This window comes from Nonomuraea sp. KM88 (genome assembly GCF_052245635.1).
In the GTDB taxonomy this organism is placed as follows: domain Bacteria; phylum Actinomycetota; class Actinomycetes; order Streptosporangiales; family Streptosporangiaceae; genus Nonomuraea.
In genome coordinates, this window is sequence record NZ_JBQQCC010000001.1 from 1,150,464 (window position 1) to 1,176,145 (window position 25,682).

The window sequence follows — 25,682 nt, forward strand, 5'->3', positions numbered from 1 at the left end:
CCTCTCCTGGGTGAGAGCGTGGCCGGGGGCGTGTGTCACGAGTCGTCGAGGCTGGACAGCCCGTTGACGGCGATCTGGATGCCGCGTCGTCCGGCGGTCAGGACGTCCTGATTGGAGGCGCCTTGTTGCTGGGCGACCAGGCCGGCGGTGGCCAGCGCGCCCATGAAGCTCCCGACCGCCGCCCCGGCCGACACGGGATCCAGCCCGGGATAGACCTCGCACAGAGCCCTGGCCACCCGGGGCTGCACCTCCATCATGATCGTCAGCCCGCGTGCGCGCAGCGCGGGCTCGGTGAACATCAGCTGCGCCCGCAGCGGTGACAGCGCGAAGTCCAGCTCATCGTCCTCGCCCATACTGCGCACCAGCGCGTCGAACATCCGGCCCAGCAGAGCTCCCAAGGGCTCGCCCGGTTGCCGCCCGGCGATCACGTCGAGCATGTCCTTTTCGCGATCCTCGACGTGCAGGAAGAGCACATCCTCCTTGCTCGCGAAGTACGCGAAGAAGGTGCGGGGTGCCACGTCGGCCGCCGCGGCGATCTCGGCGACGGTCGTCTGCTCGTAGCCCCGCTCGCTGAACAGCCGCACCGCGGCCTCCAGCAGCGCACGGCGGGTGCGGATCTTCTTGCGTTCGCGATGGCCTTCCACGGCGCCACCCTATCGCAGTCTCTGCGTTTATGCATATGTTGCAAATTCGCAGTCTGTGCGCTTTTCTGTGAGGTATGGAAACCCTCGACACGCTGCCCCTCGATCGGACGGACCCATTCGAGCCGCCCGCCGTACTGAAAGAGCTCCAGGGACCGCTGCACCCGATGACCTACGCCGACGGACGGCCCGGCTGGCTGGTCACCGGCTACACCGAGGCACGCGCGGTGCTCGACGACCCCCGCTTCAGCAACAGCACGCAGGGCGGGGGCGGCGCGCCGCCGATCAAGGAGCTGATGCCGCCCGAAGGGCTGACGGACTGGGTGATCCCGCCGGGCTTCTTCATCGCGATGGACGATCCCGAGCACTCCCGCTTCCGCAGGCTGCTGACCGGGCACTTCAGCATGCGCAAGATGCGGCGGTTGGAGCCCAGGATCCAGGAGATCATCGACGGCCGGCTCGAGGAGATGGCCCGCGGGGGAGCTCCCGCCGACCTGGTCCAGGCGTTCGCGCTGCCGATCCCGTCACTGGTGATCTGCGAGCTGCTCGGCGTGCCGTACGGCGAGCGCGCGCACTTCCAGGACACCACCGCGCGGGCGGTGAACTTCGACAACTCCGCCGAGCAGCGGGGCGCCTCGCACGCCGAGCTGATGGGCTACCTGTCCGAGCTGGTCGGGCGCAAGCGGGCGGAACCCGCCGAGGACCTGATCAGCGGGCTGGCCGCCGGCGGCGAACTCACCCACGACGAGCTCACCGGCGTGGCCACGCTGCTGCTGACCGCCGGGCATGAGACGACCGCGAACATGCTGGGCCTGGGCGCGTTCCTGCTGCTGTGCCGCCCGGAACAGGCGGAGCTGGTACGCACCGATCCCGGCGTCGCGGCGAGCGCTGTCGAGGAGCTGATGCGGTACCTCAGCATCACCCACATCGGCCCGATCCGGGTCGCCAGGGCCGACGTGCCGCTCGCCGGGCGGACGATCAAGGCAGGGGAGACCGTGACGATCTCCATCCCGGCCGTCAACCGGGACGAGACCCGGTTCCCCGACCCCGACCGCTTCGACGTCACCCGCCAGGCGGGAGCGCAGCTGGGCTTCAGCCACGGCATCCACCAGTGCCTGGGCCAGCAGCTGGCCCGGCTGGAGATGCGGCTGGCCTATCCGGCGCTGCTTCGCCGCTTCCCCGGGCTGCGGCTGGCCGTACCCGCTGCGGAGGTTCCGCTGCGGCCGCGGGCCACCATCTACGGCGTGGCCGCCCTTCCGGTCACCTGGTAGTGGCGCCTCCGGGCGCTGCACCGACGTCTTCACGATTCCCTCGTACGGAGCCGGCGCGCTGCTCATCCGCGAGGCCACTGGAGCATCAGGCGATCAGGCGGACGCATGCGGCGCGAACTCGCCTCCATAGCGGCCGCAGTGGCCGTTGCAGGTGCCACGATCATCGCACGCCGACGGCGGCCGATCGCTGACCGCGCCGGTCGGAAACGCGGAGGAAACCCTGTCAGGACTACACATGGACCACGCGCTGAAGGCGATCAAGCCACCCATGCTTGCGCGTCTGGACAGGAGGAAATTTCAATCGTGAATCGTACGACAGCAGTCGGCCTGGCCGGTCTGGCATGCGCGATGCTGACGCTCGGCGTCACCGCACCCGCCGCCGCCACCGGCTCGGATCGCCCGGTTCGGTGACGTGCAGAAGGCGCTCACAGAACTGGCCGCCAGCTCCAAGGTCGTGGGCGCGATCGGCGCCGTCTACGTCGACGGCAGGCGGGTCGACCAGGGCACCGGCGGCACCCGCCTGCTGGACGACAAGGGCGGCAAGATCCCTCCCACCGCCCGCTACCGGATCGGCTCACAGACCAAGCTGATGACCGGCACCGTGATCCTCCAGCTGGTCAAGGAGAAGAAGTTCGCCGCGCCCAGTTCAGCTACTCCAACACCAACTACTTCCTGCTCGGGCTGATCATCGAGAGGTACACCAAGCACACCGTGGCGGCGGAGTTCGAACGACGCCTGTTCGACGAGCTCGACATGGACAAGACCTACCTGCCTGTCAAACCGCCCGGCGGCATCAAGGGCCCGCACGGCCACGGCTACTACCCCGACAAGGACGGCAAGCTGCGCGACGTCGACCGCCAGAACATGAGCCACGGCTACGCTGCCGCCGGGGTCATCTCCACCTCCGACGACGTCAGCGCCTTCCACCGCGCCCTGGTCAAGAACCAGCTGCTGCCCAAGGAACTCACCCAGGTGCTGCTGGGCCGCCTGCTGCCCAAGGAGCAACCGGCCAAGACCGCGTCGAAGCCGGCCGCCAACAGCCGGATCTGCGACGGCAAGGGCGGCTACTTCGGCGTCACGGGCGGCGGCCCCGGAAACAAGTCCACCACCTACAACACCCCCGACGGCCGCGTGCAGTTCGCCCTGTCGGCCACCCTGGCCGCCTCCAACCTCGATCCCGAGCTGGATCCCCTCATGGAGAAGGCCGCCGAAGCGATCCTCTGCCCCTCGAACTAGCACCACGCGGTCCGGAAAGGGCCCGGGTCCGCCGCATCTTGATCGCTGAGACCGGCGGTTCACCGCGCTGGCGGGCTTCGTCCCACCCCGGTCGCCGCCACGTCGCTCATCCCAGCCCAGCAGCGTCCGGGGCGGCGTGCGCGCCGTCCCGGCCACCCGGCCGGCTTCTGCCGGCGCTGTTCGCCGGGACAGCGCACCCCGATCTCCTCGCGGACGGCGTCCATCGTGGCCATCACCGCGACCGACTGCTCGTGGGTCATCAGCGGACTCTCGACCTCGCCCTCAGCGATCAGCTGCTCCGCTTCCGCGGCCTGGTACTGCATGCCTCTGCCGCTCACCGGCTGGTCGAACCGTTCCAGTTCCTGCCCTGTCACATTCTTGACAGTCACCACCGCGGGGAAGTACCAGACCGAGTCGATCTCGATCCGGCCCTCGGTCCCGAGCACCACGGCGGTGTTGGGGCCTCTGGTCTCCATGGAGGAGTACGACGTCGAGAGGGCATCGTTGCGGTGACGCAGGGCCGTCGCCACGCACACGTCGACGCCGGTGTCGCTCAGGGTGCCGCGCCCGGTGACCTCCACGGGAGCCCCCGAGGATGTCGTGGGCGAAGGACACCGGGTAGACGCCGACGTCCAGCAGGCAGCCGCCGGCCAGGTCGGGGTTGTTGAGCCGGTGCGCGGGGTCTGACGGGAGCCGCTGCGTGCGGTCCGCGTGCAGCGAACGGACGTCGCCCAGCATCGGCTCGACGCCGGGCAGGAGCCGCTCCCTGGCGTACCCGACCGGACGCACGGCCTTCGACTGGTGACCCCACGATCCCCAGATCAGCTTGCCGACCAGGTCCTCGTCGCCCGCGGACCCGACTGCCGCCACCCGGCCGACCTCTTCGTAACCTCAGGCGTCGATCGGGTAGGTCTTGGTGGCGCCGCCCGGGACGAACAGCTTGCGGGCCGGGTCCCACTCACTCGCCAGGTAGGGGTTCGTGCCTCGGTAGGCCGTCAGCTCGGTGCCGGGCGAGATCCCGGAGTACGCCGTCTCCAGCAGGACCTCCCCGGGACCCGGTGACGGGTCCTCGACCTCGACCACGTCGACCGTGCCTGGCGAGGAGAAACGTACAAGGTGTCCCACGGGCTTTCAGCTCCTCTGTCGTGTGGGTTGATCGGCGACCAGGCGGAAGACGAGCGCCTGTTTGGGGTGCAGCATGGGTCCCTGCAGCCCGACGGCCTCCAGCGCCCTGCCGGAGATGACGGGACGGTCGAGCCACCAGGAGGGCTTCCCGCTGTGGGTGCGCACGAGGGCGCCGGCCGAGAGCGGGACGGGTTCGACGCGGTAGGCCAGGTCCGGATCCAGGGTCGGCAGCCTGATCCGGCCCTGCTGCGCGGCCGCTGACGTGTCGAGCGGGGCGTATGCCGTGCTGGAGGAAGTGGTTGCGAGGGCGAAAGAGCATGGCACGTAGAGTATTCATCACGTCACTCAAAGCGTCCATAGGCTTTTCCGCTGTTGCCCCGGGCGTCGCCGCCGCCCTCGGAAGGTCAGGCCGGTGCCGCCACGCCGGGCCGAATCAGCCGGTACGCGGCCAGGAGCGATGCCCACACCATGATGAGCGCGATGGCGAGGGCGAAGGCGGCATTGGCCACCCGGGAGCCCTGCGTCGCGAAGATCGAGATCCAGGCCGCCAGGAAGAGCGCACCGGTCACCATGCTGAAGGCGGCCCAGCCGCGGCGGTCGGTCGTCGCGAACCGTCGGCCGAACGCGAAACACGCGGCGATCAGCGCGAGAAAGGCGACCGCGGAGACGAGGAAGTGAACCATCCCTTGCGTGCTCATGCTCGTGGGCGCGCCGAGGGGCGTCCCCGGCGGGAAGCCGTCGGCAGGGTCGGCGGAGAAGAAGGCGGCGGCGACCATCCCGGCGCCGAAGACGCCGACCAGCCGCGGCCCCCAGGTGCCGGCCCGGCCTGCCGAACCGCGTGCCCGGTGCAGGCCGGCCGCTCCCGCCATGAACAGCAGGCCGCTGACCGCGAAGTTGGCGATCTGAATCCATCCCTGGTCACCGTTGCTCAGCATGCTGGCCGGGTACCGGCTTATGTCGAACCCGTCCCTGGTGAGCATCTGCAGCAGGACCACGACGATGTAGAGGGGGCCTGCGGCGATGCCGCACAGCAGCAGCGTCCGCGCCGCCCCGCCGGACGCCGTAGTGGTGAGGTTCTCGGTCATCGGGTCTACTCCTCATGAGTGTCGGCGAGTCGCCGTCCGGCGGACTCGGTACCTGGTGGCCGCCGCGCCGGCCGCGTTCGATGATCTGGACGCGGCCGAAGCCCCAGGCCGTCGGTGCGGTGCGAGCGTCCTGCTCCGGCGGCGACCGGCTGGGTGGCGTTGATCTGGCCGACGACGTCGATCATTCGTTCGCTCCCTCCTCCTCGTCCTTCGGGCATGGTCGTCGCTCCGCGGACGGCCTCTCGTCAAGCGGGTGGTGGCGCTCGCGCTGGGCCCGCGCGAGTTCGGTGCCCAGCGCGTCAAGGCGCCGACTCCAGAACCGGTGACAACGCTCCAGCCGGATGCGGGCCTCCTGAGTGGTGCGGGGACGACGCCGTGCAGGCGCCGGAGGTACCGGCCGCGCCGCCGAGCACATCGCCGCGTGCACGGGTTGATAATCTCAGCTGATACTTATATAAGTCAATTCTGATAGATATCGTGACTGGGGCGACATGACCGTCCTGCACCGGCTGACCGCCGTCCTGGAGGAGCCCACGCGGGACTTCGCCATCGTCACGCCCTGACCTTGCGAGGGCGTTCAGGACCCCGCCGGCCCGCGCAGCTCCGCGGCCGACGCGCGAAATCAGGGGCCGGCTCAGCGGCGGCGGGTGGCGTGCGCCGCCTCGGCGATGGTCTCGGCGACGCCGTCGACGTCGTGCTGGTCGAGCGGCGCGCAGGCGACGCGGAGGAAGTCACCGGGCAGCCGCGTCGCCATGAACGCCGATCCGGGCGCGACCGCCACGCCGTTGAGCGCGAGCGACACCAGCGCCTGCTGCTCGTTGCGCACGCCGACCCAGAGGTTGGTGCCGTCCCTGCCGTGGGCGGTCACGCCGCGTGCGGTGAGCGCCCGCTGCAGCGCCGATCTCCGCGCGGCGTACTCGTTCCGTGCCGCGGCGACCTGCTCCTGGGATTCCTGACCGGTGAGCAGCCGCAGCAGGACGTTCTGCAGGAGCCTGCTGGTCCAGCCGGAGCCGAGCATCCGGCGACGCAGCAGCGACATGATCGGTCCCTCGGCGCCGCCGACGGCGGCCATCCGCAGGTCGGGGCCGTGCGACTTGGAGAAGCCGCGGATGTGCACGGTCCGCTCGGGAAGGTGGTGGCCCAGGCTCACCGGCTCGGCCACGGAGATCCCTGCCGAGTGGTCGTCCTCGATGATCAGTGCCGTGGAGTCGCGCAGCACCGCCGCCAGCTCCGCGGCGCGCGGCTCGTCCATGCTGTGACCGGTGGGGTTCTGCCCGCGCGGCTGGAGGATGACGGCGTCCGCGTCGGCCTCGCGCAGCGCGGCGCCGAGGTCGCCGGGCTCGATGCCGCGGTCGTCGACGGGCAGCGCGACGACCTCGGCTCCGAACAGCTCGAGGAGGTCGAGGATCGGGGGGAAGGTCGGGTTCTCGACCACGACCCTGGTGCCGGGCCGGACGAGCCCGGACAGCAGCCGGTCCACCGCGTCCATGGCCCCGTCGACCAGCGCGAGCACCGCGGGCGGGAACGGCCAGTCCGCCCGTAACACCTCCTCCAGGCCGGGCAGCAGCGGCGGGTCGAAGTAGCTGCTCGTGCGCTGATCCCTGCTCAGCTGCTCCAGCACGGACTCCACGCGTGGCAGGAGCGCGGGATCCGGCCAGCTCTCCGACAGGTCGAGCAGGCCGGCGAAGCCCTCGGCCCGCAGCCGGCTGTATCTGGTCGGGCCGGTCAAATTCGCCGGGGTGCGCACCACCGTGCCACGCCGGCCGTCGGTGCGGACGAGGCCCGCTCTGAGCAGCCGCTGCCACGCCTGCGAAACGGTCGCCGGGCTCACGCCGAGCGCCTCGGCGAGCTGCCTGACGGTCGGCAGCCGCTCGCCCGCCGGCAGCTCTCCGCTGGTGATCAGGCGGCCGACCGTCTTGGCGATGCCGGCCGCCGTGCGGTCGCTCACCGACGCAGAAATGTCCACAGCTGTTTGTACTATAACAAACTTTCTATTGTCTACCGGCATTACTGCACGTAATCTCATGCCACCCACCAGCGAAAGGGCGTATCAGTGACCGCGCGACAGGTGACCGACGACGACCGCCGCTACGTCTTCCACTCGTGGTCGGCGCAGGACCACATCTCCCCCCTGCCAGTGGCGGGCGCGGAGGGGTCGACCTTCTGGGACTACGGGGGCAACCGCTACCTCGACTTCTCCTCCCAGTTGGTGAACTCCAACCTCGGACACGGCCATCCCCGGCTGATCTCCGCGATCGGCGACCAGGCGGCCAGGCTCGCCTACGCCGCGCCCTCGTTCGCCGTCGACGTGCGGAGCGAGGCGGCCCGGATGATCGTCGAGCGGGCACCCGAGGGCATGGCGAAGGTCTTCTTCACCAACGGCGGAGCCGAGGCCAACGAGAACGCGGTCAGGATGGCCAAGCTGTTCACCGGCCGGCACAAGGTGCTCAGCACCTACCGCTCCTACCACGGCGCGACCACCGGGGCGATCTCGCTGACCGGCGAACCACGGCGCTGGCCGAGCGAGCCGGGCCTGCCCGGCGCCGTGCACTTCTTCGGCCCCTACCCCTACCGCTCCGCGTTCTCCGCCACGAGCGCGGAGGAGGAGAGCGCGCGGGCGCTGCGTCACCTCGACGAGGTGGTGACACTCGAAGGACCGCACACCGTGGCCGCGGTCGTCCTGGAGACCGTGGTCGGCACCAACGGCGTCCTGGTCCCGCCGCCCGGCTACCTGCGCGGCGTGCGCGAGCTGTGCACCCGGCACGGGATCCAGCTGATCTGCGACGAGGTCATGGTCGGATTCGGCCGCGTCGGGCACTGGTTCGCCTGCCAGGCATGGGACGTCAGGCCCGACCTGATCACCTTCGCCAAGGGCGTCAACTCCGGCTACGTCCCGCTCGGCGGTGTGATCATCTCGGCCGAGGTGGCCGGGTTCTTCGGCGACCGCGCCTACCCCGGCGGGCTCACCTACAGCGGTCACCCGCTGGCCTGCGCGGTGGCGGTCGAGCACATGAAGGTCCTGGAGGAGGAGCGGATCCTGCCCCGGGTGCGCGCACTCGGCGAGCGGCTGGAAACCCGGCTGGCCGAGATCGCGCAGCGGCACCCCAGCGTGGGTGAGGTGCGCGGGATGGGCCTGATGTGGGCGATCGAACTCGTCCGCGACAGGGAGACGCGCGAGCCGCTGGTGCCGTACAACGCCGCCGGGCAGGCCAACGAGCCGATGGCGCGGGTCGCCGCTGCCTGCCGCGAGGGCGGCGTGTGGCCGTTCACCCACTTCAACCGGTTGCACGTCGCGCCACCGCTGATCATCGAGGACGACGAGCTGGACCGCGGGCTCGCCGTCTACGACGCGGCGCTCAAGATCGCCGACGAGTACGTCACCGGCTGAGGAGGAGCACGTGTCCGAGCGACCGATGCTGATCGACGGCGAGTGGGTCACGGCAGGCGACGGCCGGTGGATCGAGGTGGAGAGCCCCGGTGACCGCACCACGGTCGCCCGCGTGCCACGCGGCGACGCCGCCGACGTCGGGCGCGCGGTCGACGCGGCCGCCCGCGCCCTCCCTGCCTGGCGGGCGCGCCCGCCGCGCGAACGGGCCGATCTCTTCCGCCGCGTGGCCGACAGCCTCGAACCGGAGGTGGAGAAGCTCGCCCGGCTGGTCTCGCTGGAGAACGGCAACGCGCTGCGCACCCAGTCACGCGGCGAGGCCCGGTTCGTCGTCGACTGCTTCCGCTATTTCGGCGGTCTGGCCGGCGAGGCCAAGGGGGAGACGATCCCGCTCAGCGACGCCGTACTCGACTACACCAGGCGCGAGCCGCTCGGCGTGGTCGGCGCGATCGTCCCGTGGAACGCCCCGCTGATGCTCTCCGCCCTGAAGATCGCCCCCGCGCTGGTCACCGGCAACACGCTGGTGCTCAAGGTCGCCGAGGACGCCCCGCTCGCGGTGCTGGAAGTGGCCAGGATCTGCCAGGAGTTCCTGCCGGCCGGCGTGCTCAACGTCGTGACCGGTTACGGCGAGGAGGCGGGCGCGGCGCTGACCGCGCATCCCGGCGTCGCCAAGCTCAGCTTCACCGGCTCGACCTCCGTGGGCAAGCAGGTGATGCGCGCCGGAGCCGACCGCGTCGCCCCGGTCTCGCTCGAACTCGGCGGCAAGAGCCCGCAACTGGTCTTCCCCGACGCCGACGAGGACTGGGTGGTCGACGGCGTGATCGCGGGCATGCGCTTCTTCCGCCAGGGCCAGTCCTGCACGGCGGGCTCCCGGCTGTTCGTCCACGAGACGGTCTTCGACTCGTTCGTCGGCAAGCTCACCACCCGGCTGGGCTCGCTCACGGTGGGCGACCCGCTCGACGAGTCCACCGACATCGGCGCGATCGTCAACGCCGGACAGTTCGACAAGGTCTGCGGCTACATCCGCGACGGCATGGATCAGCGGGGGGCGCGGATCGCCCTGGGCGGCCTGCCCCCGGAGCACGGCCCGCTGTCCAAGGGCTACTTCGTGGAGCCCACGGTCTTCACCGGCGTCGCCAACGACTGGCGGATCGCGCAGGAGGAGATCTTCGGACCGGTCGTGTGCGCGATCCCGTGGCGCGAGGAGTCCGAGGTGATCGCGATGGCCAACGACACGCCGTACGGGCTGGCCGCGTTCGTCTGGACGCACGACGTGAGCAGGGCGCTGCGCACCGCGCACGCGCTGGAGGCCGGGTGGGTGCAGGTCAACCAGGGGGGCGGGCAGGTCCTCGGGCAGTCCTACGGGGGTTTCAAACAGAGCGGAATCGGTCGCGAGTTCTCCCTCGAGGGGATGCTCGACAGTTACACCCAGCGCAAACACATATCCGTGAGCTTGCAGAGGTGACCACATGTCCTCCACCTCCAACCCGCCTGCCGTGCCTCCGGTGCGGGTGGCGTTCGCCAGTTTCGTCGGCACCACCATCGAGTGGTACGACTACATCCTCTTCGGCACGGCCTCGGTGCTCGTGCTCAACGGGCAGTTCTTCCCCACGCTGAGCCCGGCGGCCGGCACGCTCGCCTCGCTGGCCACGTTCTCGATCGCGTTCGTCGCCCGGCCGCTCGGCAGCGTGCTGTTCGGCCACTTCGGCGACCGGATGAGCCGCAAGAAGATGCTCATCTGGTCGCTGCTGGGCATGGGGATCGCCACGGTCCTGGTCGGCCTGCTGCCGAACTATGACACGATCGGGATCGCCGCGCCGCTCATCCTGGTCATCCTGCGCATCGTGCAGGGTGTGGCCGTCGGCGGCGAGTGGGGAGGCGCCGCGCTGATGGCGCTCGAACACGCGCCGCGACGCAAGCGGGCCTTCTTCGCGAGCTGGCCGCAGGCCGGGGTGCCCGCCGGGCTGCTGCTCGCGAACGGCGCGTTCTTCCTCGTGCAGAGCATGCCGGAGGAGCAGTTCCAGTCCTGGGGCTGGCGGCTGCCGTTCCTCGCGTCCGCGGCGATGATCGCGGTCGGCTTCTACGTCAGGAGCAAGGTCAGCGAGTCGCCGGAGTTCACCGAGATGCGGGAGGCGGAGGCCCGGCGCAAGCGGCAGCGCCGGGTACCGCTGCTCGAGGTGCTGCGCGAGCACAAGCGGGCGGTGCTGATCGGCACCCTGTCCGTCGGCGTCGGCAACACCGTCTTCTACCTGTCCACCGTCTTCATGCTCGCGCACGGGCCGCAGGACCTCGGCTTCGACCGCGGCCAGATCCTCCTGATGCTCATGCTGGCCGCGGCGCTGGACATCGTCTCGCTGCCGCTGGTCGCGATGCTGGGCGACCGGATCGGGCGCAGGCGGCTGATGCAACTCGGCGCGGTGATCGGGATCGTCATCGGGGTGCCGATGTTCGCGCTGTTCGCCACGGGCACCGCCTGGGGCATCCTGCTGGCCACGGTGCTCGCCCTGCCGATCGGCCACGCCTTCTCCAGCGCGGTGCTGACGAGCTTCATCCCCGGGTTGTTCCAGACCCGGGTGCGTTACACGGGCGCCGGACTGTCCTACCAGCTGAGCGGCATCGTCGCATCGGCGCCCGCGCCGTTCCTCGCGACCTGGCTCTTCGAGTCGACGGGAAACAGCCTCGCCGTCGGCGCATACCTGTCGGTGGTGGCGGTGATCACCCTGGTGGCGGTCTCCGCCGCGCCGGCGAAGCCACTCGACGGGGAGAACATCGAGAACCGTGAAGTCACAGACGAAGGGAGCCGTCACGATGAGCAGGGTCGTCCGGGCAGCGCTGTACCAGACGCGGTGGACAGGTGATCGGGAGAGCATGATCCGGGAGCACGAGGACGCCGCGCGCCGCGCCGCCGAGCGGGGTGCCAAGGTGATCTGCTTCCAGGAACTGTTCTACGGCCCGTTCTTCTGCCAGGTGACGGACCAACGGTTCTACGACTGGGCGGAGGCCGTGCCCGGCGGGCCGACGGTGGAGCGTTTCCGCGCGCTGGCGGCGGAGCTTGGCCTGGTCATGGTGCTCCCGGTGTACGAGGAGGAGCAGCCGGGGGTGCTCTACAACACCGCCGCGGTGATCGACGCCGACGGTTCCTTCGCCGGGAAATACCGCAAGAGCCACATCCCGAACCTGCCGGGCTTCTGGGAGAAGTTCTACTTCCGGCCGGGGAATCTCGGTTACCCGGTGTTCGACACCGCGGTCGGCCGCATCGGCGTCTACATCTGCTACGACCGGCACTTCCCCGAGGGCTGGCGGGCGCTCGGGCTGGGCGGCGCGGAGATCGTGTTCAACCCGTCGGCGACGCATCGCGGGCTGTCGCGATACCTCTGGCAGCTGGAGCAGCCGGCCGCGGCCGTGGCCAACGCCTACTTCGTGGGCGCGATCAACCGGGTCGGCGTCGAGGAGTACGGCGACAACGACTTCTACGGCACCTCCTACTTCGTCGGCCCGGAGGGCAAGGTCATCGGCGACACGGCGAGCGACACCGACCCCGACCTAGTCGTCCAGGACCTCGACCTGGACGAGATCAGGCGGATCAGGGATCGCTGGGCCTTCTACCGCGACCGCAGGCCCGAGTCCTACGGCGCCGTGGTGGCGCCGTGAAGCTGTTCACGGCGCGGCGGATCCTGGCCCTGGACGGCACCGAGCCCGAGGCGTTCGCAGTCGAGGACGGCGTCGTGGTCTCGACGGGGACGCGGGCCGGCCTGACCCGGCGGCATCCGGACGCGGAACGGGTCGACCTCGACGGCGCGCTGGTGGTGCCCGGGTTCAACGACGCGCACTGCCACGTCTCGCAGGCCGCGCTCGCCAGGGTCCGCGTCGACCTGGCCGGCGCGGCCGGCTCCGCCGAGGTCGCCGCCGCCCTGCGGGCCAGGGCCGCACGGACGCCGCCCGGCGAGTGGGTCGTCGGGCAGCCGCTGGACGATCGCCTCATCCCCGGCGTCGACCGCGACTTCCTCGACGCCGTCTCGCCCGATCACCCCGTCGTGCTGATCCACTACTCCTTCCACCGGGCGGTGGTGAACAGCAGGGCGCTCGAACTGCTGGGCTACCGCACCGCCGCGGACGCGCCGGACGGCGGGCAACTCATGACCGACGCCGCCGGCCGGCTCGACGGCCGGCTGATCGAGCGCGCCTGGCTCGACCCGTGGCTGCCCGGACCGCGGCGCGACACCATCGCGCCCGCCGGCGAACTCGCCGCGCAGGTGGCCGCGCTGGCCGAGGTGAACGACGGGCTGCACAGGGCCGGGATCACCTCCTACTGCGACGCGATCGTCACCCCGGTGGAGCAGCGGATGTACACCGCGGCACGCGACCGTGGCGCGCTCACGCCGCGGGTGAGCATGCTGCTGTGGCACACCTACTTCGACCCGGCGACCTGGCCCGGCCAGGAAGCCGACCAGCGGCTGCAGCTGAGCGGCGTGAAGCTGATGTACGACGGCGCGCTGACCGGCGGCACCTGCCTGTGCCTCCACCCCTACCCGAGCGGCACGGGCACGGACAACGGCCTGCAGATCCTCACCGACGAGGAGTTCGCCGGCCGGGTGCGCGCCGTCGCGTCCGCGGGAGCGCGGATCGCGGTGCACGCCAACGGCGACCTGGCGATCAGCAAGCTGCTCGACGTCTTCGCATCGCTGCCCGCCACCGGGGCCGGCCATCGCGTCGAGCACTGCAGCATCGTGGACGACGAGATCATCGCCAGGCTGGTCACGCTCGGCGTCACGCCGGTGCCGTTCTCCGCCTTCGCCCATCTGTACGGCGAGGCGCTCACCGGCTTCTACGGCGAGGAGCGGGCCGGCCGGATCTGCGCGCACCGGTCGATGCTGGACGCCGGGCTGGAGGTCGCCGGCTCGTCCGACTACCCCATCGTGCCCATCGACCCGCTCCTCGGCGTGCAGAGCATGGTCACCCGCAGGTCGGCCGCGGGCCTGGACTTCGGCCCCGCCCAGCGGCTCGGCGTGATCGAGGCGCTCGGCGTCTACACGCACGGCTCGGCGCACGCCACCGGCGACGGGCGCCGGAGGGGCCGGCTCTCTCCCGGCCAGGTGGCCGACTTCGTCGTCCTCGACGCCGACCTGACCGCCGTCGAGCCCGACGAGATCGCGGCCACCCGGGTGCGCTCGACCTGGGTGGGCGGCGAGCGGGTGTGGGCCTCCGGATGACCACGGCCGCGGGCGAGCCGACGTTCGAGCGCGTCCGCCGCCGGGTCCGGCCGGTGCCCCTCGGATCTGGGCGCTGCCAACCACGAGCCGCAGGCGCGGTCAACACCGCCGCAACCGAACGTCCCCCCGGCGGTGAGACAGCGGCGCGCTGATCGACATCGCCATGAACCTCGTCCGGGCCTGGCCGCCGTGACCCCGTGCTGTCTGCTGGGCCGGTCGATCTGAAGAATGCCGCGATCAGAGAATCTCTCGACCGTCATACGACTTTCTCCGGACAGAACTGCGGGAACGACGTCGATGGTTCAAGCCGCGAAGGACAGAAGGAGTGGACGGGCATGCGCGAAAAGGTCTCGGGCATGCCTCTCGGCACCCTCGGAGGTGTCAGCCAGGTCGACCCCCGGTCCGGCTACTGGACGGACGATCACGAACAGGGTGCTTACGTCGGCGCTGGACCCGCTGCTGACGGCACCCGCGGCACCACCTGCGCACCCGGCCCGCTGAACATCGGCCGCAAGGTCAGCCCGTCGAGGCAGCTGTGGGATCTCGCCCGGCGGCTGATCGTGGGACATCCCGCGCCCGGCCGGCGCAAACCCTGAGCAGGACGGTTCCCGGGGCGGGACACAGCGAGATCTCCGCGCGGGTGGGCCGCCGGACAGCCGATGGGGCTGACGAAGGGACGCTCGGTGACCAATCGCGAACCGGATGCCGACGACGCCCCGGCAGCCCGCCCCCGGCGGCAGGCGAGCCTGTCGGCGGACCGCGCCGTCGCCACCACGGGCGCGCTCCTGTCAACGAAGCGGGCGCCCAAGGTCCAGCTCCGGCACGGTGAGGGCGCCAAGAGCCACCTGACCAGCCTCCAAGGGCTGGTGGCGCTCTCCCTCGACGCTCTGAGTTCCGTCGCCTACGGTCCGGAGGCGATCGCCCTCGTCCTCGTCGCCGCGGGAAGCGCCGCAGTCGGCCACACGCTGCCGATCACGCTGGCCATCGCCGCGCTGCTCGTCCTGCTGGTGACCTCCTACTGCCAGGTGATCGCCGCCTTCCCCGACGGCGGCGGCTCCTACGCGGTGGCCAAGCGTAGCTTCGGCCCGATGGTGAGCCTGCTGGCCGCCGCCGCGCTGGTCGTGGACTACGTGCTCACCGTCGCGGTGAGCCTGGCGGCCGGCGCCGCGAGCCTCGCCTCCGCCTTGCCCGTCCTCCGTCCGCATCTCCTGGGGACCTGCCTGGTGGGGCTGGCCGTGCTCACCGCGCTGAACCTGTACGGCATAGCCGACAGCGCCCGCTGGCTCATGGTGCCGACCCTGCTGTTCATCGCGAGCATCTTCGGCATGGTCGTCATAGGACTGGCACGCTCCCACCCGGCGGCGATCGTCGGCACCCCCGAGCCCCTGCCCGCGCACGAGGCGCTCAGCGTGCTGCTGATCCTGAAGGCGTTCTCCTCGGGCTGCTCGGCGCTGACCGGCGTGGAGGCCATCGCCAACGGGGTGCCGATGTTCCGCCGGCCGCGGGTGCGCCGGGCCCAGCGGACCGAGCTGATGCTCGGCCTGCTGCTCGGGACGATGCTGATCGGGACGGCGCTGCTCATCCGGCGCGACGACGTCGTGCCGCGTTCGGGCGTCACCATCCTGGCCCAGCTCACCGCGGGCGCCTACGGCACGGGCTGGCTCTACCTCGCGGTCAACATCATCGTCACCCTCGCGCTCGGGCTGGCCGCCAACACCAGCTTCGGCGGCCTACCGGTGCTGATGGCTCTGCTGGCCAAGGATCACCGGCTCCCGCACCTGTTCACTCTGCGCTCCGAGCGGCCTGTCCACCGCTACGGCGTCGTCGCGGTGGCCGTCCTCGCCGCGCTGCTCCTGATCACGCTGGACGCACAGACCCACCGGCTGATCCCGCTGTTCGCGATCGGAGTGTTCACCGGGTTCACCATCAGCCAGACGGGGCTCGTCCGCTACTGGACGCGGGAACGCCCGCCAGGGTGGGCGCGCAAGGCGCTGCTGAACGGCGCCGGCGCTGTCGCGACGACGGTGGCCACGCTGGTGCTGCTCGTCACGAAGTTCACTGAAGGCGCCTGGGCGGTGCTCGTGGCCGTCCCGCTGCTGATCCTGCTCTTCAGGAGCGTCGAGCGCTACTACGGCCGGATCACGGCCGCGCTCGGGCTCGGCCGGCCGCCGGCGGCGCCGCACCGCCCCGAGCCGGGCAAACGGCTGGTGATCGTCCCGATCAGCCCGGCGTCGGCGATCAGCGCCCTGTCCGGACGGACGCTCAGCGCGGCACTGGCCCTCGGCGGGGAGATCGTCGCCGTCGTCGTCTCCGACACCCCCGACGAGCTCGGTGACCTGCGCGCGAAGTGGGAGCGATGGAACCCGCAGGCCCGGCTGAAGATCCTGGACAGTCCCCGTCACGCGGTGGTCCGCCCCGTCGTCGAGTACGTGCGCCGCCAGGAGGCGAGCGGCCGGTGGATCGCGGTGGTGATCCCGCGCATCGAGCCGCCCCATCCCCGCTACCGGCTCCTGCACACGCAGCGTGACCTGCTCCTGGCGGCGTCCCTGCGCGACCACACGAGCGCGATGGTGTGCTTCGTGCCGTTCCGCGTCCGGAGCTGAGCGTCACCCGCCGAACCGGCCGCCGGCGTGGGGACGGCGCGGGAGGGGCTCGCGGCCGGGTGGCTGGCGCACCTCCCGCTCCGGCGCCGGCCGCGGCGGATTGGGCCGGGTGACCTCCTCCTGACCCAGGTCGAACTGCTCGCCGTGGTGGCTCAGCGCGATCGGCGGCCCTTCCAGGAGCCGGTAGGCCGTCGCCTCCTTCGTGGCGCTGACGCTCACCAGGCTGCCGCGGTAACGCAGCCGGAAGGCGAGCCGGGTGATGCCGGAGGGCAGAGAGGGCGCGAAGCACATCCGTCCCTCGCCCGCGCGCATCCCGCCGAATCCCGCCACCAGGGCGATCCACGCCCCGGCCAGCGACGCCATGTGCACACCGTCCACGGTGTTCTTCTCCAGGTCGGCGAGGTCCATCAGCGCCGCCTCGCCGAGGTAGCGATAGGCGAGCTCGAGATGTCCCACCTCGGCGGCGATAACCGCCTGGGTGCAGGCGGACAGGGACGAGTCGCGCACCGTCAGAGCCTCGTAATAGGCGAAGTTCGCGACCTTCTGGTCAGGCGTGAAGGCATCTCCGCGCAGATGCATCGCGAGCACCACGTCCGCCTGCTTGACCACCTGCCGCCGGTAGAGATCGAAGTACGGGAAGTGCAGCAGCAGCGGATAACGATCGGGACCGGTGGCGGCGAAGTCCCAGAGCGCGTGCTGCGTGAAGTCCTCGCTCTGCGGATGCACCCCCAACTGCTCGTCCCAGGGGACGGTCATCGCCTCCGCCGCCTCGCGCCAGCGGCGGATCTCCTCCGCCGTGACCTCGAGCCGCTCCGCGCGGGCCGGATGGCGGTCCGCCGCCTCGGCAGCCTCGCGCAGGTTCCGCTGGGCCAGCAGGTTCGTGTAGACGTTGTTGTCGACGACGGCGGTGTACTCGTCCGGTCCGGTCACGCCGTCGATGCGAAACCGCCCGGAGACGTCATGGTGGCCCAGGGAGCACCACAGCCGGGCCGTCTCGACGAGCACGTGCAGGCCGGCGTCGCTGTCGAACGTGACGTCCTGGCAGGCGTCGACGTACTGGGCGACCGCGTGCGCGACGTCGGCGTTGACGTGGAAGGCCGCGGTTCCCGCGGGCCAGTAGCCGGAGCATTCCTCGCCGTGGATGGTCCGCCAGGGGAAGGTGGCGCCGCGCAGCCCCAGTTGCTTGGCGCGCGCCCGCGCCAGGGGAATGGTGGACCGCCGCCACGACAGCGCGTCGGCGACGGCTCTTGGATAGGTGTAGGTGAGCACGGGCAGCACGAAGATCTCGGTGTCCCAGAAGGCGTGCCCGTCGTAGCCGGACCCGGTCAGGCCCTTGGCCGGTATGGCGCGCTCCTCCAGACGCGCGGCGGACTGCAGCAGGTGGAACAGCCCGAAACGCACGGCCTGCTGCACCTCGGCGTCGCCCTCCACCTCCACGTCCGCACCGGCCCAGAACCCCTCCAGGAAGCGCCGCTGGCCCGCGCACAGGCCGTCCCAGCCGACCAGGCGGGTGGCCGCCAGCGCCGCGGCCACCTGATCGTGCAGGGCGGGCCGCGACCGCCTGGCCGACCACCCGTAGGAGAAGAACTTGACCAGCCGCAGCGTCCGGCCAGGTGACAGGCGCGTGGCCACGGTCACCCTGCTGACGTCGTCGCTGCCCTGCGCCTCGGTCAGCGTGCCGTCCGGCCCGTCGATCTCGTGCCACATGCCCGCGGCGACCCGCAGCCCGCTGACCCGGGCGCGGTGCACCATGATCGCCAGGCCGTTCCTGTCGACGACGCTCTCCTCCGGGACCAAGGGGGACCGCAGCGGCGCGGCGGCCCGCGGGTCACCGCCCGCGGACGTCTGGGTCTCGTTGGCGACCAGCTCCGACTGGACGACGAGGTGGGTCGGCTGGTCCACGGCCTCGACCTCGTAGCGGATCGCGGCGATCGCGCGATGGGTGAACGACACCAGCCGCGTGGACCTGATCCGCACCGAGGTCCCGGTCGGCGAGCTCCAGTGCGCCGTGCGCGTGAGGGTGCCGGCGCGCAGGTCCAGCACCCGCTCGTGCTGGTGCAACGTCCCGTACCGCAGGTCGAAGGGCTCGTCGCCGACCAGTAGCCGGATCAGCTTGCCGTTGGTGACGTTCACCACCGTCTGCCCCGACTCCGGGTAACCGTAGCCCGCCTCCGCGTACGGCAGCGGCCTCAGCTCGTAGAACCCGTTGAGGTAGGTGCCCGGCTCCCCGTGCGGCTCGCCCTCGTCCAGGTTGCCGCGCAAACCGATGTGTCCGTTGGACAGCGCGAACACCGACTCGCTCTGCGCCAGCACGTCCAGATCCAGCCGGCGCTCCCGGAGCGTCCATGGCCCGACCTCGAACGCGGGGTGCCGGATCATCTGGCGCCCTGCCCCAGCAGCTCGGCCAGGTCGGTGACCACGACGTCCGCGCCGTGCTGACGCAGCGCCTCGGCCTGCCCCACCCGGTCGACGCCGACGACGAAGCCGAACCCTCCCGCGCGGCCGGCCGCCACTCCCGCCAGTGCGTCCTCGAACACCGCCGCCTCCGCCGGCTTCAGCGCCAGAGCCTCGGCAGCCGCGAGATACATGTCCGGGGCCGGCTTTCCCGCCAGCCGCCGCTCCCGGGCCACGACGCCGTCTATCCGGGCGTCGAACTGCGAGACGAGCGCAGCGGCGGTCAGGACGTGAACGGCGTTGGCGCTCGACGACACCACGGCCCTGCGCAGTCCCCCGTCCCGGACCGCGGCGAGGTAGCGGGAGGAGCCGGGGAAGACCTGCACGCCGTCCCGGTCGATGATCGCCTGGACGAGCCGGTTCTTCCGGTTGCTCAGCCCGTTCACGGTCATCGCGTCGGGCGGGTCGTCCGGCGTCCCCTCCGGCAGGCTGATGCCGCGCGCCCGCAGGAAACTCCGCGCCCCGTCCACGCGCTTCTTGCCGTCGACGTAGCGGTCATAGTCGGCGGTCGCGTCGAAGGGCACGAAGGCGGTCCCCGAGATGCGGGCCCATTCCCGCGGCGTGCACGGTGGCGGTGCGCGTCAGCACGCCGTCCATGTCGAACAGGCACCCGCGAATCCCCTCAGGCAACCCCAGCATTCGTCCCCCTGCGGGAGGCACTACCCGCCTGACCTGCGAATACCCGTCGGGCGTCGGACCGGGCGGCGGGAAGGACACCGCCCCAGCGGCGAGTGAGCCGCACCCGAGCGGCGTGCGCGTCCCTCGAGCGGTGGGTGACCCTTTACTCGAGCGGCAGGGCGTGCCGTCCGGCAACCTGGCGGATCTCCTCCAGCGGGTACGGCGTCTTCCTGCTCTCGCTCTGCAGGGCGTGGTAGAAGTCGTTCAGCACGGTGGCCAGCGGGCTGTGCCGCGACAGCAGGGCCGCGACCCCGCCGGGCACGCCGGCGGGCCGCTCTCCCGCCGCCCATTCCCGCACCAGCTCGCGACGCCGCGGCCAGTCGGCGCCGTGGAAGGCGCCGGCCAGCCAGTTCACCAGGTACGTCAGCGTGTAGGTGCGGTCGAAGGTGAGGCGCCGGCGACAGAAGGCCCGTTCCTCCTCTGACAGGTCGAACCGGGTGGAGGTGGCCAGCCCGAAGTCGGTCAGGTAGAAGCGGCGCCCGTCGGTGAGGATGTTCCCGAAGTGCGCGTCGAAGTGCAGGAGCCCGCCCGCGTTCATGAAGGACACTGCTTCACGCAGCCCCTGGTCCGCCAGGGCGCAGGCCCGGTCGGCGTCGCCCGCGCGCACCTGCTCGTCCAGCCACTGGTGCAGGTTGTGGGGAAAGTACTCCAGGAAGAGCGTCAGGCTCGCCGGAGCCCCTGCCAGCGCCTCCAGGCGGCGGCGCACGCCGGGCGCGCCCTCCCAGAAGGTGACCGCCCGATCGATGTCGGCCAGCTCCGCGTACAGCGGGGTGGGCTCGGCGTCGGGCAGCACCCTCCAGTGGTACAGCAGCGGGAAGCCGGGGAACCGGCCGGTCAGCACCCACCCGGTGGTCATCGAGTGCGCGGCCAGCTCGCGCCAGGCGCCGAAGCCGGGCGAGCCGATGCCGTACTGGCAGAAGGGCGGCAGCCCGAACAGGTCGGCCGTCGAGTGCGGGTGGCGCAGCTCGGGCTCGGTGACGGGCACACGCTTGACGAAGACCGAGGCGCCGCCGACCTCGAGCCGCGCGGACGCCCCGCCGATGCCGGTGCCGAGGGGCACGGCCTCGCGCTCCAGCAGCTCGGCCAGCTTCCGGTCGTCGTAGCGGGCCAGGGCCGCGGAAACGGCGCGGTGCGTGGTCACTCGCATCTCCGTCACCGTGATCACTCTACTGCCGATGACGGCCGCCCTCGCCTGGCGGCCAGCCCGCCGCACCGCTCGGCGAGCTGGCTGACCTCTCGGCGGTCCCGAGCTGCGCCGTCCCGGCGACCGGTGCCGGCAGGTCGCGCACCCGGCGGCCCTTCCAGCGATACTTGTGCCGCCGCCTCGGCGAGCCCCGTGGCAGTGCGGGAGGATGCGGGGCATGTATGTCCATGAGGCCGGTGACGCGCACGCTTCTCCCATCCTGTTACTGCACGGCGGCGGCGTCGCGGGATGGATGTGGCGCCCGACACTGGAGCGGCTCGGAACGAACGCCCGAGTGATCATTCCCGATCTTCCCGGCCACGGCCGCAGCGCGGCCGAAGCGTATCGATCGCACGAGATGACCGCCCAGGCCCTGGCGGTCGTCCTGGAGGAACGCGCGCCGCACGGCGCGATGGTCGCGGGGTTCTCGTTGGGTGCGCAGCTCACGATCCTGCTCGCCGCGACCCGGCCCGATCTCGTGACGAGTGCCGTCGTCGTGAGCGCGCAGGCGAAGCCTCTTCGCTTCCCCCAGGCGACTCTCGGGCTCCTCGCCGCGACCGCACCGCTCGCACGACGACGGTGGTTCGCGAAGCTCCAGGCGAAGCACCTGTTCATCCCGGACGAGCTCCTGACCGACTACCTTCGCGACAGCGCTCGCACAAGCCGTGAGACTCTGCTCGCCGGCGTCGGCGAGAACATCCGCTTCACCCTCCCCGCCGGCTGGGCCGGCTTCACGAACCCGGCGCTGGTGATGGTGGGCGAGCACGAGCGGAAGCTGATGCACGCCTCCGCACGCGACATCCACGATTCCCTCCCGGGCAGCGAGATGACCTCCGTGCCGGGATGCGGCCATGGCATACCCCTGCAGCGCCCCGACCTGTTCGCCCGGATCCTGGCCGACAGAAGGTGAAGGTCCTGCCCGGCATGGGTGGAGCGAGGAGTTCGGCGGCGGCGCGCAGGTCACCCCGGTAGCCGAGAGCGTGTGACGGGGTCGTGGTGGACCGGCGGCGGGCCTTCGAGGAATTTCCGGGTGCGCTTCCCCCGTCAGCGTCACAGCTCATCGGGGGTGCCGGTGCGCCGGTCGTGGTAGTCCAGCAGCCTGGACAGCAGCCGGGTCAACCGCTGCCGCTCCTCGAGCGACAGCGGAGCCAGCAGCTCATCCTGGGTTTCGGCCAGTTGCTTCTCCAGCCGCCGCAGCTGCCGCCTGCCCCCGGTGGTCAGCGAGATGATGTTGCGCCGCCGGTCGGAGGGGTCCGGAGCGCGCTCGACCAGCTCGCGATCGGCGAGTTCGTTGATCGCCGCGACCATGTCGCTGAGGTGGATGCCGCTACGGCGGCCGAGCGCGGCCTGGCTGGCCGGGCCGAACTCCTCCAGCGTCGCCAGCAGGCGGTAGTGGTAGCCGCGCGCCTGCACCGCCGAGAATCCGTCGCCCACCAGGCGCTGAGCGTGGCCGGCGGTCTGTGTGAGCAGCCAGCTGGGCAGGCTCTCCCACCTGGCAGGCGTCTTCTCGGACGGGTTCTCCACGTGGCAAGTCTAGCGAATCGTTAGAGTCCCGAACGATCGTGGTATCGTTCGGGTTATAAACGTTTATGTTATGAACGTTCATCCAACGAATGATTCTCTGGAGCTGAGAGCATGATCAAGCCGTTCCGCATCGCCATCCCCCAGGCCGACCTCGACGACCTGACCGACCGGCTCTCCCGCACCCGCTGGCCCAACGAGGTCGCCGACGCCGGGTGGGACTACGGCTTCCCGCTGGCGCGGCTCAAGGAACTGGCCGAATGCTGGAGGGCCGGCTACGACTGGCGCGAGCACGAGGCCGAGCTCAACGAGCTTCCGCATTTCACCACCGAGATCGAGGGCCAGAACATCCACTTCGTCCACGTTCGGTCGTCGAAACCGGACGCGCTCGCGCTGATCCTCACCCACGGCTGGCCCGGTTCCTTCCTGGAGTTCCTCGACGTGATCGAGCCGCTGTCGCGCGACTTCCACCTGGTGATTCCGTCCATCCCGGGTTTCGGCTTCTCCGGGCCGACCCATGAGCGCGGCTGGGACATCGTCCGGGTCGCGCGGGCCTGGGCCGAGCTGATGCGCCGTCTCGGGTACGAGCGCTACGGCGCGCAGGGCGGCGACTTCGGTGCGGGCATCTCGTTGGCGCTCGGCGCGGAGGCCCCCGAGCGGGTGGCCGGGGTACACGTCAACTACCTGCCGACCCGGCCGGTCCCGGACGCCGACCTCGAGCTGTCCGAAACTGATGAGGCCCGGCTGGACAAGGTCAGGCAGCTGATGGCGAACCGTCCGCCGTACCAGGCCCTGCAGGCTCTCACCCCGCAGACCATCGGCTATGCGCTGACCGACTCGCCGGTCGGCCAGCTGGTCTGGATCGCCGAGCGCTTCGCACAATGGACGGATCCTCGCTCGCCGATCAGCGACGAGCGGATGCTCACCGACGTCTCGCTGTACTGGCTGACCGCCACCGCGGCCTCGTCGGCGCGGCTGTCGCGCGAGACTCCGCGGCGGATCGAGCCGTGCCCGGTGCCGGTCGGCGTGGCGGTGTTCCCGCACGACATCACCCAGTCGGTACGACCGCTGGCCGAGCGGCTGTACGACATCAGGCACTGGTCGGAGTTCGAGCGCGGCGGCCACTTCGCCGCGATGGAGGCACCGGACCTGCTCGCCGAGGACATCCGCGACTTCTTCCTCGACCACGTCAAGTGACGAGAACGCCAGCCGGTCCAACCACTCAAGGAGGCCATCATGACCAGCACCGAAACCCTGATCCGCGCACTCGCCGACCGCGCCGAACTCACCGACCTGGTCGCCCGTCACAGCTTGTGGATCGACGAGCGCCGCTACGGCGAGACCGACCGGCTCTTCACCGAGGATGTCGTCGTCGAGTCCCCGCGCGGGAAGGCCCGCGGCATCGAGGAACTCGTCGAACTCGTGCGCAGGGGCCACGACACGTACGTCCGCACTCTGCACAGCAAGTCCAACCTCGTGATCGAGGTCGACGGCGAGACCGCCACGGTGCGGGCCCACGACATCGCCGTGTTCGTCATCGACGACAAGACCGAGGCCCTGGCGGCCGGGTTCCACCGCTACCGGGCGCGCCGCACCGAGGACGGCTGGCGCTTCGACCGCCTCGTGGTCACCCCCGTCGCACTGACCGAAGCCCTCGACCGGGCCCTCTAGAAGACACCGCAGGCCGCGGGCTCCCGGACACCCAGGAGTTCCGCGGCCATCGCGACGTCCGCGCCGGCGTCGCGCAGTGTTCCGTCCGTGTTCCGTCCGTGTTCCGTCCGTGTTCCGTCCGTTCAGCCGATCCGGGCAGCCAGCAGCGAGACCAGCCGATCGACGGTGACGGTTTCCAGCGGAACCACCACGGCACCGTGACCGTCGCCCAGCGCTTCGCCATTCTCGGGCACGGCCACGACCAGGCAGCCCGCGGCGAGCGCCGAAGCGATGCCCGGCCGGGAATCCTCCAGCGCCACACAGTCGCGCGGATCGACGCCCAGCCGTCCGGCCGCCGTCAGGTAGGACTCCGGATCCGGCTTCGGGCGCGTCACCTCGTCACCGCAGACCACGGTGTCGAACATGCCGGGATCGAGCTGGGCCAGCACCTCGTCGACCAGTACGCGATGGCTTGAGGTCACCAGCGCCGTGGGAACGCCGTGCCGGCGTACGGACCGCACCACCGCCTGTGCGGCCGGCCGCCACGGTACCCCGAGGGCGAACAGCTGCCGGGTACGTTCCAGCAGCCAGGCGCCGACTCCTCGGCGTCGGCCTCGACGCCGAGGTCCTCCTGGACGATCCGGGCGGTGTCCCGCAGGTTCCGGCCGACCACCCGGCGGCGCGTCTCGGCCGGGAGCGTGCCGCCGAGCTTCTCGGCGAGATCGGCGAGACTGACGTCCCAGAGGGGTTCACTGTCGAACAGCGTGCCGTCCATGTCGAACAGCGCCGCCGCCGGCGGGCCCGCGCCCGGTGCGGCCGTGTCCTTCGTCACCGGAGGGCCTCGGCGAGCCAGCGCTGCGCCGTACGGGGATCGTCGCTGGTCGTCCCGTCCACGCCGAGCTCGAGCCAGCGCCGCAGATCGTCCTCATCGCGGGTGGGCCAGCCGTGCACCGGGAAGCCCTCGTCGTGCAGCTGCCGGACGACGCCGGCGGTCAGCCCTTCCGCGCCGCTGTGGATCCGGCAGGACCCGGTGTCCTCCATCAGCTTGCGGTAACCGCCCGGGTGGGACTCGGCGATGGTCCACTTGGACACGATGATGCCCCGCGGGATCTCCGGCAGCTTCTCGGCCACGGTGGCCATCGCCTCGACCGAGAATCCGGTCAGGATCGTGCGTTCGGCGTAGCCGGGATGGCGGGGGAGGAAGTCGGCCAGACCGTCGATGGCGGCCAGATCCTTGATCTCCAGCTGGACGAACCGCGTCGTCGCCTGGTACATCTGCTCCAGCGTGGGCACCCGCTCACCCCCGCCCACGTCGACCGAGCTGATCTCCGACCAGGTCAGCTCTGCGACGGGGCCCAGATCCCGGCCGGCCGGATCGGCCGCGACCCGGTCCAGGGTGGCGTCGTGCAGCATGAAGAGCTGCCCGTCCGAACTGATCCGTACGTCGGTCTCCAGCTCGTCGACGCCGACCTCTTCCGCCACGCGATACGACGCGATGGTGTTCTCGGGTGCTTCGGCCATGGCGCCGCGGTGTCCGACGATGGCAAATGCCACGATGTTCCTTTCTCGCTGTGATCTGTCTTGCCAGTGGGATCTCGTGCCGGCGGCCGGCGGAGCGGCGGCACGAAAGGTTCAGGGGG

Annotated in this window: 26 protein-coding genes and 1 pseudogene; 13 read left to right on the top strand and 14 right to left on the bottom strand. The window is 70.9% G+C overall.

All coding sequences use genetic code 11. The annotated features are described in order from the left end of the window. Window positions 1–35: 35 nt before the first annotated feature. On the bottom strand, window positions 36–644 hold the full coding sequence (locus ACTWPV_RS05270) for a TetR/AcrR family transcriptional regulator (RefSeq protein ID WP_347642384.1): 609 nt from the start codon (window positions 642–644) through the stop codon (window positions 36–38). A 74-nt stretch (window positions 645–718) separates the two neighbouring features. Between ACTWPV_RS05270 and ACTWPV_RS05275 the strand changes: the two genes are divergently transcribed. The 3 genes from ACTWPV_RS05275 to ACTWPV_RS05285 all read left to right on the top strand — a co-directional run bounded on the left by ACTWPV_RS05275 (window position 719) and on the right by ACTWPV_RS05285 (window position 3,148). Continuing rightward, a complete protein-coding gene (locus ACTWPV_RS05275) occupies window positions 719–1,912 on the top strand; it encodes a cytochrome P450 (RefSeq protein WP_443150810.1) in 1,194 nt (397 codons plus the stop codon). 412 nt (window positions 1,913–2,324) lie between these two features. Further along, the gene (locus tag ACTWPV_RS05280; protein ID WP_443150811.1) at window positions 2,325–2,597 is read left to right on the top strand and encodes a serine hydrolase; all 273 of its coding nucleotides are present in this window, start codon (window positions 2,325–2,327) and stop codon (window positions 2,595–2,597) included. 2 nt (window positions 2,598–2,599) lie between these two features. Continuing rightward, the gene (locus ACTWPV_RS05285) at window positions 2,600–3,148 is read left to right on the top strand and encodes a serine hydrolase (protein ID WP_443150894.1); all 549 of its coding nucleotides are present in this window, start codon (window positions 2,600–2,602) and stop codon (window positions 3,146–3,148) included. A 59-nt stretch (window positions 3,149–3,207) separates the two neighbouring features. Here ACTWPV_RS05285 and ACTWPV_RS05290 read toward each other — a convergent pair whose 3' ends face one another. The 6 genes and pseudogenes from ACTWPV_RS05290 to ACTWPV_RS05315 form a co-directional block, all read right to left on the bottom strand. Next, window positions 3,208–3,729, bottom strand: coding sequence for a hypothetical protein (locus ACTWPV_RS05290; protein WP_443150900.1), 522 nt, complete (start codon window positions 3,727–3,729; stop codon window positions 3,208–3,210). Between the two features lie 16 nt (window positions 3,730–3,745). Beyond that, window positions 3,746–3,886 (bottom strand): annotated as a pseudogene (locus ACTWPV_RS05295) (Gfo/Idh/MocA family protein); the annotation flags it as partial. Between the two features lie 153 nt (window positions 3,887–4,039). After that, on the bottom strand, window positions 4,040–4,273 hold the full coding sequence (locus ACTWPV_RS05300) for a hypothetical protein (RefSeq protein WP_443150812.1): 234 nt from the start codon (window positions 4,271–4,273) through the stop codon (window positions 4,040–4,042). 6 nt (window positions 4,274–4,279) lie between these two features. Next, window positions 4,280–4,597 carry a hypothetical protein gene (locus ACTWPV_RS05305; protein WP_443150813.1) on the bottom strand — a complete coding sequence of 106 codons (318 nt, stop codon included), beginning with the start codon at window positions 4,595–4,597 and terminating at the stop codon, window positions 4,280–4,282. An 80-nt stretch (window positions 4,598–4,677) separates the two neighbouring features. Then, window positions 4,678–5,358 carry a DUF998 domain-containing protein gene (locus tag ACTWPV_RS05310; RefSeq protein ID WP_443150814.1) on the bottom strand — a complete coding sequence of 227 codons (681 nt, stop codon included), beginning with the start codon at window positions 5,356–5,358 and terminating at the stop codon, window positions 4,678–4,680. 634 nt (window positions 5,359–5,992) lie between these two features. Next, window positions 5,993–7,324 (bottom strand): aminotransferase class I/II-fold pyridoxal phosphate-dependent enzyme, encoded by a 1,332-nt coding sequence (locus ACTWPV_RS05315; protein ID WP_443150815.1) that lies wholly within the window; start codon window positions 7,322–7,324, stop codon window positions 5,993–5,995. Between the two features lie 87 nt (window positions 7,325–7,411). Between ACTWPV_RS05315 and ACTWPV_RS05320 the strand changes: the two genes are divergently transcribed. The 7 genes from ACTWPV_RS05320 (at window position 7,412) to ACTWPV_RS05350 (ending at window position 16,556) form a co-directional block, all read left to right on the top strand. Next, window positions 7,412–8,746, top strand: coding sequence for an aspartate aminotransferase family protein (locus ACTWPV_RS05320; protein ID WP_443150816.1), 1,335 nt, complete (start codon window positions 7,412–7,414; stop codon window positions 8,744–8,746). A 10-nt stretch (window positions 8,747–8,756) separates the two neighbouring features. Then, window positions 8,757–10,208: an aldehyde dehydrogenase family protein gene (locus ACTWPV_RS05325; RefSeq protein WP_443150817.1), complete on the top strand. Its 1,452-nt coding sequence runs from the start codon at window positions 8,757–8,759 to the stop codon at window positions 10,206–10,208. A 4-nt stretch (window positions 10,209–10,212) separates the two neighbouring features. Continuing rightward, the gene (locus tag ACTWPV_RS05330; protein ID WP_443150818.1) at window positions 10,213–11,601 is read left to right on the top strand and encodes an MFS transporter; all 1,389 of its coding nucleotides are present in this window, start codon (window positions 10,213–10,215) and stop codon (window positions 11,599–11,601) included. Then, window positions 11,552–12,394: a nitrilase-related carbon-nitrogen hydrolase gene (locus ACTWPV_RS05335; protein WP_443150819.1), complete on the top strand. Its 843-nt coding sequence runs from the start codon at window positions 11,552–11,554 to the stop codon at window positions 12,392–12,394. Before ACTWPV_RS05330 ends, ACTWPV_RS05335 begins: the two co-directional genes overlap by 50 nt. Then, window positions 12,391–13,953 carry an amidohydrolase gene (locus tag ACTWPV_RS05340; RefSeq protein ID WP_443150820.1) on the top strand — a complete coding sequence of 521 codons (1,563 nt, stop codon included), beginning with the start codon at window positions 12,391–12,393 and terminating at the stop codon, window positions 13,951–13,953. The genes ACTWPV_RS05335 and ACTWPV_RS05340 overlap by 4 nt, the downstream gene beginning before the upstream one ends. A 335-nt stretch (window positions 13,954–14,288) precedes the next feature. Further along, window positions 14,289–14,549 carry a hypothetical protein gene (locus tag ACTWPV_RS05345; RefSeq protein WP_443150821.1) on the top strand — a complete coding sequence of 87 codons (261 nt, stop codon included), beginning with the start codon at window positions 14,289–14,291 and terminating at the stop codon, window positions 14,547–14,549. Between the two features lie 87 nt (window positions 14,550–14,636). Next, window positions 14,637–16,556 carry an APC family permease gene (locus ACTWPV_RS05350; RefSeq protein ID WP_443150822.1) on the top strand — a complete coding sequence of 640 codons (1,920 nt, stop codon included), beginning with the start codon at window positions 14,637–14,639 and terminating at the stop codon, window positions 16,554–16,556. Window positions 16,557–16,559: 3 nt separating this feature from the next. Here ACTWPV_RS05350 and ACTWPV_RS05355 read toward each other — a convergent pair whose 3' ends face one another. The 3 genes from ACTWPV_RS05355 to ACTWPV_RS05365 form a co-directional block, all read right to left on the bottom strand. Next, the gene (locus ACTWPV_RS05355) at window positions 16,560–18,935 is read right to left on the bottom strand and encodes a glycoside hydrolase family 65 protein (protein ID WP_443150823.1); all 2,376 of its coding nucleotides are present in this window, start codon (window positions 18,933–18,935) and stop codon (window positions 16,560–16,562) included. Further along, window positions 18,932–19,534 carry an HAD-IA family hydrolase gene (locus ACTWPV_RS05360; RefSeq protein WP_443150824.1) on the bottom strand — a complete coding sequence of 201 codons (603 nt, stop codon included), beginning with the start codon at window positions 19,532–19,534 and terminating at the stop codon, window positions 18,932–18,934. Before ACTWPV_RS05360 ends, ACTWPV_RS05355 begins: the two co-directional genes overlap by 4 nt. Before the next feature lie 257 nt (window positions 19,535–19,791). Further along, window positions 19,792–20,835: a protein kinase family protein gene (locus ACTWPV_RS05365; RefSeq protein WP_443150895.1), complete on the bottom strand. Its 1,044-nt coding sequence runs from the start codon at window positions 20,833–20,835 to the stop codon at window positions 19,792–19,794. A gap of 214 nt (window positions 20,836–21,049) precedes the next feature. Here ACTWPV_RS05365 and ACTWPV_RS05370 point away from each other — a divergent pair, with 214 nt between their 5' ends. After that, the gene (locus ACTWPV_RS05370) at window positions 21,050–21,781 is read left to right on the top strand and encodes an alpha/beta fold hydrolase (RefSeq protein ID WP_347642402.1); all 732 of its coding nucleotides are present in this window, start codon (window positions 21,050–21,052) and stop codon (window positions 21,779–21,781) included. Between the two features lie 140 nt (window positions 21,782–21,921). On the opposite strand, the gene ACTWPV_RS05375 is transcribed toward ACTWPV_RS05370, so the two are convergent. Beyond that, window positions 21,922–22,395 carry a MarR family winged helix-turn-helix transcriptional regulator gene (locus tag ACTWPV_RS05375; protein ID WP_443150825.1) on the bottom strand — a complete coding sequence of 158 codons (474 nt, stop codon included), beginning with the start codon at window positions 22,393–22,395 and terminating at the stop codon, window positions 21,922–21,924. A 111-nt stretch (window positions 22,396–22,506) separates the two neighbouring features. Here ACTWPV_RS05375 and ACTWPV_RS05380 point away from each other — a divergent pair, with 111 nt between their 5' ends. Both ACTWPV_RS05380 and ACTWPV_RS05385 read left to right on the top strand, forming a co-directional pair. Further along, on the top strand, window positions 22,507–23,589 hold the full coding sequence (locus ACTWPV_RS05380; RefSeq protein ID WP_443150826.1) for an epoxide hydrolase family protein: 1,083 nt from the start codon (window positions 22,507–22,509) through the stop codon (window positions 23,587–23,589). A gap of 39 nt (window positions 23,590–23,628) precedes the next feature. Then, window positions 23,629–24,063: a nuclear transport factor 2 family protein gene (locus tag ACTWPV_RS05385; protein ID WP_443150827.1), complete on the top strand. Its 435-nt coding sequence runs from the start codon at window positions 23,629–23,631 to the stop codon at window positions 24,061–24,063. 122 nt (window positions 24,064–24,185) lie between these two features. Here the strand turns inward: ACTWPV_RS05385 and ACTWPV_RS05390 are convergent, their stop codons facing one another. The 3 genes from ACTWPV_RS05390 to ACTWPV_RS05400 are packed head-to-tail and all read right to left on the bottom strand — an operon-like array spanning window position 24,186 to window position 25,596. Next, window positions 24,186–24,566 (bottom strand): HAD family hydrolase, encoded by a 381-nt coding sequence (locus tag ACTWPV_RS05390; RefSeq protein WP_443150828.1) that lies wholly within the window; start codon window positions 24,564–24,566, stop codon window positions 24,186–24,188. Beyond that, a complete protein-coding gene (locus ACTWPV_RS05395) occupies window positions 24,521–24,874 on the bottom strand; it encodes an HAD hydrolase-like protein (RefSeq protein WP_443150829.1) in 354 nt (117 codons plus the stop codon). The genes ACTWPV_RS05390 and ACTWPV_RS05395 overlap by 46 nt, the downstream gene beginning before the upstream one ends. After that, window positions 24,871–25,596, bottom strand: a complete 726-nt coding sequence (locus ACTWPV_RS05400; RefSeq protein ID WP_443150830.1) for a glycerophosphodiester phosphodiesterase — start codon at window positions 25,594–25,596, stop codon at window positions 24,871–24,873. Before ACTWPV_RS05400 ends, ACTWPV_RS05395 begins: the two co-directional genes overlap by 4 nt. Window positions 25,597–25,682 lie beyond the last annotated feature (86 nt).